Origin of the sequence: Zhongshania sp., from assembly GCF_041623545.1 — a bacterium.
GTDB lineage: Bacteria > Pseudomonadota > Gammaproteobacteria > Pseudomonadales > Spongiibacteraceae > Spongiibacter.
On the sequence record NZ_JBFJWS010000023.1, the window covers coordinates 18,930 to 27,394 of the forward strand.

Sequence of the window (8,465 nt, forward strand, 5' to 3'; positions counted from 1 at the left end):
GCACTTCATTTATTAAAGTGCTCCGCCATAGCATTATAGCTAGTATCCTCGCGTCCCATTTTAACGCAATGCCAGAGCTGCCTGTGTGATTAAAGGCGGTGGCTGAGTATTGGCGCTTAGTTTATTGCCAGAGAAAGCCCTTGAATCAAATTTTATTTATTAGCCTAGTATGGCTGGCAGCGCTCGCGCTAGATAAGGTGCTCGGCGAGCCCACGCGCTGGCACCCTTTGGTTGGCTTTGGGCGCCTAGCAATTAGTATAGAAAAGCGATTAAATCGATATAACACGGTTATTATCCAGCGTTTGGCGGGTGTCTTCAGCTGGGTGCTGATTGTCGCGCCCTTGGTCGGCGCGGTGGTGATCATAGATTATGTTATTTCGACATTTTCACCGGTCTTTAGTTTGCTCTGGCATATTGCGGTATTGTACTGGGCGGTGGGTTGGCAGAGTTTGTGCGAACATATCCGTCCAGTCGCCGCTGCGTTAGCGACTGGGGATCTAGGCGAAGCGAGATTGCGAATCGGCTACTTGGTGAGCCGTGATACTGAGAGTTTAGATGCACAGCAGATATTGACGGCAGGCTTAGAGACTACCCTTGAAAACAGCAGTGACGCGGTGTTCGCATCGCTATTTTGGTATGCCTTAGCTGGGCCCGGTGGCGTGGTTCTGCAGCGTTTGGCTAATACCCTAGATGCGATGTGGGGTTACCGTAATTCGCGCTATCAGTACTTTGGTTGGTGGGCAGCGCGCAGCGACGATGTTTGTAACTTTGTTCCCGCGCAGCTTACGGCACTTGGCTACAGTCTTCTGTCGTGCTCAAGGCGCACGTGGGTGTGTTGGTTTACTCAGGGCTGGTCTTGGAAAAGTGTAAATGCCGGATCAGTTATGGCTAGCGGTGCCGCAGCGCTTGGTCTGAGCTTGGGTGGTTCAGCAAGCTATCATGGCGCGGTATCAAACCGCCCGGCTCTTGGTTGGGGGCGGGTGCCCGAGATCAAGGATTTGGATCGGAGTATAAACATGGTGAATTGTCAGCTGGCAGGATGGCTGGTTGCTGGGCTGGTCTTGGGTTTGATTTTATGAGTCTTGTAAACCGTCTGCCGCCTCGTCACGGTGGCGATCCGCAAAGTGTGCCGCTGGCCCCCGACGGTTTGGCTATGATGGATTTGGCCACGGGTGTTAACCCCTGGAGCTGGCCGGTGTCGCCGCCGCCTGCCCATTGCTATCAAGTGCTTCCCTATCCGTGTCCGGAATTACGCAGTGCGGCGGCGGCATATTACGGCGTTGCAGCCGAGACAATTTTAGCGACCGCAGGCAGCCAGCCAGTCATTCAGATATTGCCAACTGTGCTAGAGTCGGGACGGGTATTATTGGCAGAAGTGGCTTATGAGGAGCATCGCTACCGTTGGTCGCGGGCAGGGCATGCGCTGGAGTATTTTAGTGACTACAGCCGAGAGCATATTGCAAGGCGGATTATCGCTGGGCAAATTCGATATTTATTGATAATTAGCCCTAACAACCCGACCGGCGATGTTGTTAGCGCAGCTGATGTTCGCTACTGGCGATCATTATTACCGAGTGATGGCGTGGTGGTCATTGATCAGGCCTTTGCGGATGCCATGCCAAGTAGTGATTTAAGGGTGCTGGCGGCCGAAGCTGGTATAGTTTTGCTGCGTTCGGTAGGTAAGTTTTTTGGTTTGCCTGGTTTACGCCTCGGTTTTGTCATAGCCGAACCGTATTTATTAGCAGAGCTTAATGCCAGCTTGGGCCCGTGGACTGTGTGCGGTAGCGCCCAGTGGTTGGGGCGTCAGGCTCTGTTAGACCGCAGTTGGCATGTAGATATGCAGGCTCAGTTGTTGCGGGTGAGCGAGGCGCAAGGCGCGCTGCTGGAGAGGATGTTCGCCCCGTATTTCGACAAACTTATTGTTACGCCCTTGTTTATTACCATGGTGCTGCCCTTGCTGCATGGTGATGAGCTGCAACAGCGCTGTTTTGAACGGGGCGTATCGGTGCGGGTATATCGCGGGGTCGATACAGCCTTTGTGCGCTGGGGCTTGGCCCAGGACCAGGAGATGCTAGCTGAGCGTCTGAGTGGTATTTGCTTGAGGGGCCTCGCGGCCTAATTGTCGGGAAGGCCTTTGATTTACGAGGGGAGGGCGGCGCAGTGGCAAAGGACAGTGTATTCACCGCGCACGTACTCGACCAAATGCAATGGTTTGCGCCGGTTACGGCGCGGCGGATGTTTGGCGGTACGGGTTTGTTTTTAGAAGAGCTAATGTTTGCTTTGATCTTTGATAATACCCTGTATTTAAAAGCGGACTCGCAATCGCTGAGTGATTTTGAGGTACAGGGCTTACAGCCCTTCAGCTATGAGCGGGGCGGTCGCGAAATAGCACTTTCTTATTTTCAGGCGCCGGAGGAGGCCTTGGACGATAAGGACGTTTTGCTAGATTGGGCAAGTCGGGCCTATGCAGCTGCATTGCGCGCTGCTGCAGCAAAACGTCGTCCAAGTCCAATTTGAGTGTTTTATCTTGCTGCAGGCGATGTCTGCGGCGCCTGTGTATAATATGCGCCGTTGTAATGATTTAAAGGGGTGGGCAATGTCGGTACAGTCAATAATTCAAGCTAAATTGGAGGCCGCGTTGGCGCCTAGCCATCTTGAAGTCATCAATGAAAGTCATATGCACAGTGTGCCTGCCAACTCCGAGACCCATTTTAAGCTAGTACTTGTTGCCGATGCCTTTTCCAGTCTTCGCAAAGTGGCACGACAGCAGCGAGTGTATCAACTCTTGGCCGAGGAGCTGGCAGGGCCAGTCCATGCGCTGGCTATGCACACCTATAGCCCTGAGGAGTGGCAACTTCGCGCGGGATCGGTGCCAGCTTCGCCAGACTGCCTGGGCGGCAGTAAGAAGGAGCAGGGCGCTTAATAGTATGAATGAGTTTGTTGTAGCGGCACTTTATAAATTTGTTAGTCTTCCTGATTATCAGGAGCTGCGCGAACCTTTGTTAGCCCAGTGCTTGGCGGCAGGAGTAAAAGGTACGCTGTTACTTGCCGAAGAGGGAATAAATGGCACGATTGCCGGGTCCCGTGTCGGCATAGATACGGTGTTGGACTATCTGCACGCTGACCTACGTTTTGCTGACCTTGACCACAAAGAGTCCTATGACAAAGAACAGCCTTTTTACCGAATGAAGGTCAAGCTTAAGAAAGAGATTGTGACCATGGGCGTTGATGGAATTGACCCCAAGGATATCGTCGGTACCTATGTTAAACCCCAAGATTGGAACGCATTGATTGCTGATCCCGAGGTTTTGTTAATTGATACCCGCAACGATTACGAAGTTGAAATCGGCAGCTTTAAAGGTGCAGTTGACCCTAAGACAACCAGTTTTAGGGAGTTTCCCGAGTATGTGCGAGCGAATTACGACCCTGCAAAGCATAAGAAAGTAGCGATGTTTTGCACCGGCGGTATCCGCTGCGAGAAAGCCTCTGCATTCATGAAGCACGAAGGCTTTGCCGAGGTATATCATCTGGAGGGCGGTATTTTAAAGTATTTGGAAGAGGTAGATGAAGCCCAGAGTCAGTGGCAGGGCGAATGCTTTGTATTTGATAATCGGGTTGCCGTGACCCACGGTTTGCAAACCGGAAGTCACGATCTTTGTCACGGTTGCCGCCGACCAATTACTGAACGCGACAAAGAGAGCGCCCAGTTTGAAGAAGGGGTGACCTGCCCGGCGTGTTTTGATCATATTACCGATGATCAAAAAAAGCGTTTTCGTGATCGTCAGAAGCAAGTCGAGCTCGCCCGTCAGCGCAATGAGAGTCATGTCGGCGCTCCGCCGCCGGCACGGCAGCGTAAACTCCGTTAAGTATTTTTCGCCAAATTGACTTGAAAATTGCTGATTACCACGCGCGGGGGGTTGCGCGGGGCATCAGCTCAAGCCCTCATCCTATTAGATTAGTTCTGGGGCTAGGTACCAATTTCACCATTTATGCACTTAGAATGCGGAGAAATTGATGTACTATGGCTAAGCTAGCATATAACTCATGAATCTTGCGATTGATTCTGGTTCAGGCTGGCTACCTTACCAAGCCCTAGATAAGGGCTATTAAAATAAGAGGTTTAATTGCATGAAGCAGTTAGGTGTACTTGATACCGCGTTTATTAATCTCGAAACAGCCAATACACCGCAACATGTTGGCGGCCTAGGCATTTACGATCCGTCAACTGCGCCGGGTGGCTCAGTTCGCTTTAAGGGCGTTATCGCCAATTTTGAGCGTCGGCTTCATAAACACACCATTTTCCGTTCAAGGCTTGTCAAAGTGCCGGGCAATGTTGATCGGCCTTACTGGGTGCAAGACGCCAATTTTGACGTCGAATTCCATATCCGTCATATCGCACTGCCACAGCCTGGTGATTGGCGCCAACTGTGCATACTGGTTGCAAGGCTCCACGCGCGGCCCCTCGATATGAACCGGCCGCTATGGGAGGCCTATATTATTGAAGGTCTGGATAACATCCCCGGTGTTCCTAAGGGCGGCTTTGCCATTTACACAAAAATGCATCACGCGCTTGTTGATGGCGCTGGTGGCTCATCTATTATGTCGGTTATCCATGATTTAGAGCCGGATCCGGCGGCTGTACCTCAAGCAGAAGCGGTGGTCACCGTTGACGTAATGCCGAACTCGCTCTATTTGGCCAGCTCTGCAGCGGTTAATAATATTAAAAACACAGTGAAAATGGTGACGGGCGGCGCAGGGGTACTGCGCGACTTAGGTAAAATGGCCATTGGTATGGCGCAAAAGAAAATACCGATGCCGTCTATTAAATCGCCGCGAACCCGGTTTAATACGCCGGTTGGTCCCCATCGAGTGTTCGAAGCGGCGGAGTTTCCATTAGCTGACGTCAAAGAATTGAAAGACCTCTGTGGGGTGAAAATTAATGACGTGGTCTTGGCGATAATTTCCGGTGGTATGCGTCATTACTTGGATCACCATAATGAGCTGCCTGATGAGAGCTTGGCTGTGTCTATTCCCTTGGATATGCGCACGCGGCGGGGGATGACGGATGAAAATAACCAAGTCGGCTCAGTATTCGTTGAATTACACACCAATATTGCTGATCCACTGAAGCGCTTGGCCAAGGTGTATCGCAGCTCGCAAGAAGCCAAAGTTTACGGCGAGAGCTCACCCCTAGTTGACGTTTTGCGTCTTGCTGGCGTGATGTCGCCGGCGCTGACACGGCCCTTGGTCAACACCTATGTCAATAACGAGCTAACTCGGCATGTGCCACTTGGTATTAGCTCGGTAGTGTCAAATGTCGCTGGCCCGACATTCCCGCTGTATTCAGCTGGTGCGCAAATGGTCCGGTATTACGGTTTAGGTCTGCTGACCCCAGGAGTCGGCTTATTCCATTTGATCTTTAGTTCAAACGGTATTGTGACCTTATCGATTATTGGTGACAGGGAATCCATGCCTGATCCGGCGTTTTACCGTGAGTGTATTGAGAAATCATTTGCGGAGTTGGTAGCAGCGGCAAAAGCGAGTAAAACCAGCAGCGCGGTGGCAAGTAAAACCCGAAAAGCGACTCCAAAACCGGCGCGTAAGGCCAAGGTAAGTAGTGCGACTGCGCCGAAAAAGCCAATCGCCAAAAAGGCGCGTACGACGGCGAGCCGCAGTTCGATTAAGCCTGCGAAAGCCAAAAACGGGCAAGAAACCCCTGAACAAGGCTCTTCATCTGATGCCTCTGCCGGTAAAAATGGCAAGGTGGTTCCTATTACGAACTCACTATCCTGAGTTTTTACGACGTAAAGCCTGCTGAATATACGCAGGTTTTACGTCTCTTATAAATCCAGTTTTTATGGCTCGCCGGTACTGTCATTTTGATGTTGGCAGCTTCGGTTGCGTCCCTGTTGCTTGGCTTTATAGAGCGCCGCATCCGCATGGATTATAATTGGTTCAAGGCTGGGCTCTTTGTTTATATAACCGGTAGCTACGCCAGCACTCACTGTTACACGGCCCTCTGCGTGATTGGCTTGGTGGGGAATGTTCAACTCAAAAAGTCGCTCAACAACTCTATTTGCTAAGCGTAAACTGTCACTAGCGCTGACATCTAGTATTAAAACGATGAATTCTTCGCCACCGGTTCGGGCAACGACGTCGAGTTCGCGCGTGAAGCTTTGTTTTAGTATGTTAGCAAACTGCCGTAATACCTCGTCACCACCGTCATGGCCATAGGTGTCGTTATATTGTTTGAAATTATCCAAATCAAAAACAATAGCACTGACAAGCAAGTTTTTACGTTTGGCAATACTGAAGTGATTTTGCAATTTCTCCTGAAAATGGCGGCGATTACCCAGTCCAGTTAATGCATCTTCGTAGGAATAGCTTTCTAATTTTTCAGTGTGCTGGGATATGTGCTTGAGTAATTCATTGCATTCGTTAACCAGCTTGCCAAATTCATCTTTGGGCTTGTATACCAAGTGCTTATTGAAGTTGTTTGTTTGCCTGATGAGCTGCAGGGTGCGGGTGATCCGACGCAATGGTGTGACGGTGCGGTAATACACATAAATAAATACGAGGCTCCAAGATCCCGCAGCGATAAGCATTCCGACCCAGATTGTCGGGCTAAAGGGCTTGTCGTCAAAGGCTCTGGGTGCAGCCTGAAATTTTAGATGCAGAACCGCTTGCGCGTCGTCACCATAGAGCACCGTATAGAATGCATCTTGCTCGTCGCGTTGGCCAGGCTTCGTCTGGGAATCGGATATTTCTTTATTAAATGTTTGGGCCGGTACTAGCTCGGTGACCAGCCCCAAACGTTCTGTAAATTCATGGATGAGCGTGGCGTTGAGCCGCCTTACAGCAATATATACTGAGGGCAGATTTTTGTTTCGCCACGTACTTTTGCCTGCTGCATACGCCAGTGGGCCATCGCTGGTTGATAAATAGAGCCCAGATATTGTCGACCCAGTGGCGCCCCGTAGACGAGGCAGTACATGCTCAAGGATTTCTGGTTTTACAGCTGGGCCTGGGTATGACTTTGTGCGGACTGCGAGTTCGCCAGCGTGTAATTCACTAATCTCGCCAGTGTTGTTTGACAGAATATAATAGTCAAGATCCTCATAGCCGCCTATCTCGGCAAGGGGGTGAACTAGTGGTTGCCACTGTATGCCGCTGTCGAGGCCTTCCAGTAAGCCCGCAGCGGAATAGATGCGCCGGATTCGACCTTCAAGAATATTTCGGTAACGATCGATGCTCTGCTCAAAGCGAGCAATATCTTTGCGGTCAGCAGCCTGCTCAATTGCCAATAAGTCGGGGTTAATAAGTAGATTTCGAGCTAGCATTGTGAGCAGAAAAGTGAGAATGACATTGCCACTTATTAGGCAGAGTGCTCTTTGGCCTGTCGTCATATTTTGTACGCGTTAGTGTTAGTACATTTGATACTAACGGGATATGGCTGGGATTCAACCTCTATTCCCGAAGTAATAGACGAATACTGGCTTTTGGCTTGGGTTTTGTCGCCAAATACCTTGTTTATAATTAATCAAATAATTGTAATGTAACCCATTAAACCGGTTTGCATATGCTCAATGACATGGCAGTGAAACATCCAGCGGCCAGGGTTGTCGGCAACAAAGGCAATTTTGGCGCGCTCGTTTTTTTCCAATAGGATGGTGTCGCTGTGGTAGGGCGTAAGCGCTCGCTTGTCAGATTCGAGCACCGTAAAAATCAAACCGTGGAGGTGAATCGGATGGTGGTGTGGCGTCGCGTTGTGCAATTCAAAGATATAGGTTTTACCCAAGGCTAGAGTGGCTAAGGGGGCGGGTAAGTTCTGATGACTGTGGTCGCTCCATGCGCGGCGATTAATTAGCCAAAAGTTATGATCGACTTGGCCGTCTTTGTTACTGGGTGACATGGCGCCGGCCCACTCAAATACGAAGCTAAGGGTCTCGGCCTTGTCCAGCTGTGGTGGCGGTATGGGGTTTGCCGGTAGGGCAGGCAATCCGGTTTTTATCTGGTTCGGTTTGCCCGCAGCAACCACTTTTAATCGGCAGATTTCCATGCCGAAGCGGCCTTTCATGTCATAAATTGGAATTTCGACACCGATTTCTGTCGGGCTGATAAACCCGGCATCGACGCGCATTCCTGCCCCCGTGGGGTGAACGTCAAGGGTATAGGGCTGCGCAATCGGGCTGCCGTCAATGGCAATGACCTTGGCCTCGTCATTGCGCAGACTTAAGTTGTAAACTCGGGTGTTGTCTAAATTTAAGAACCGCAGGCGTAGTCGCTCACCGGCGGGTACTTCAATGACGGGTTTTTGCTCGCCGTTAACCGTCGCTAATGTACCCAAGGTTCCGTCCCGTGCCGCTTCTCTAGGGATCGATAGCGGTAAATAGCTGCCGTCTGGCTTAAGGCGCCAATCTTTCATGCCGATGATCACATCGTGATAGTCGGGGCGTTCGCGCTCC

At 50.7% G+C, this 8,465-nt stretch carries 8 protein-coding genes; 6 read left to right on the plus strand and 2 right to left on the minus strand.

The window, feature by feature from the left end; all coding sequences use genetic code 11:
- Nucleotides 1-140 precede the first annotated feature (140 nt).
- The 6 genes from cbiB (at nucleotide 141) to ABYT30_RS05110 (ending at nucleotide 5,793) form a co-directional block, all read left to right on the plus strand.
- Nucleotides 141-1,079 carry an adenosylcobinamide-phosphate synthase CbiB gene (gene cbiB, locus ABYT30_RS05085; RefSeq protein WP_373078338.1) on the plus strand — a complete coding sequence of 313 codons (939 nt, stop codon included), beginning with the start codon at nucleotides 141-143 and terminating at the stop codon, nucleotides 1,077-1,079.
- Complete coding sequence (locus tag ABYT30_RS05090; RefSeq protein WP_373078336.1) at nucleotides 1,076-2,119, plus strand: aminotransferase class I/II-fold pyridoxal phosphate-dependent enzyme; 1,044 nt, start codon at nucleotides 1,076-1,078, stop codon at nucleotides 2,117-2,119. The genes cbiB and ABYT30_RS05090 overlap by 4 nt, the downstream gene beginning before the upstream one ends.
- 41 nt (nucleotides 2,120-2,160) lie before the next feature.
- Nucleotides 2,161-2,517 carry a TfoX/Sxy family protein gene (locus ABYT30_RS05095; RefSeq protein WP_373078334.1) on the plus strand — a complete coding sequence of 119 codons (357 nt, stop codon included), beginning with the start codon at nucleotides 2,161-2,163 and terminating at the stop codon, nucleotides 2,515-2,517.
- A gap of 79 nt (nucleotides 2,518-2,596) precedes the next feature.
- Nucleotides 2,597-2,923, plus strand: a complete 327-nt coding sequence (locus tag ABYT30_RS05100; RefSeq protein ID WP_373078331.1) for a BolA family protein — start codon at nucleotides 2,597-2,599, stop codon at nucleotides 2,921-2,923.
- A gap of 4 nt (nucleotides 2,924-2,927) precedes the next feature.
- The gene (locus ABYT30_RS05105) at nucleotides 2,928-3,866 is read left to right on the plus strand and encodes a rhodanese-related sulfurtransferase (protein ID WP_373078328.1); all 939 of its coding nucleotides are present in this window, start codon (nucleotides 2,928-2,930) and stop codon (nucleotides 3,864-3,866) included.
- Between the two features lie 262 nt (nucleotides 3,867-4,128).
- Nucleotides 4,129-5,793, plus strand: a complete 1,665-nt coding sequence (locus tag ABYT30_RS05110) for a wax ester/triacylglycerol synthase family O-acyltransferase (protein WP_373078325.1) — start codon at nucleotides 4,129-4,131, stop codon at nucleotides 5,791-5,793.
- Nucleotides 5,794-5,855: 62 nt separating this feature from the next.
- Here the strand turns inward: ABYT30_RS05110 and ABYT30_RS05115 are convergent, their stop codons facing one another.
- Nucleotides 5,856-7,406, minus strand: a complete 1,551-nt coding sequence (locus ABYT30_RS05115; RefSeq protein WP_373095517.1) for a GGDEF domain-containing protein — start codon at nucleotides 7,404-7,406, stop codon at nucleotides 5,856-5,858.
- 134 nt (nucleotides 7,407-7,540) lie between these two features.
- A partial coding sequence (locus tag ABYT30_RS05120) for a multicopper oxidase family protein (protein ID WP_373095520.1) occupies nucleotides 7,541-8,465 on the minus strand: 925 nt, incomplete at its 5' end.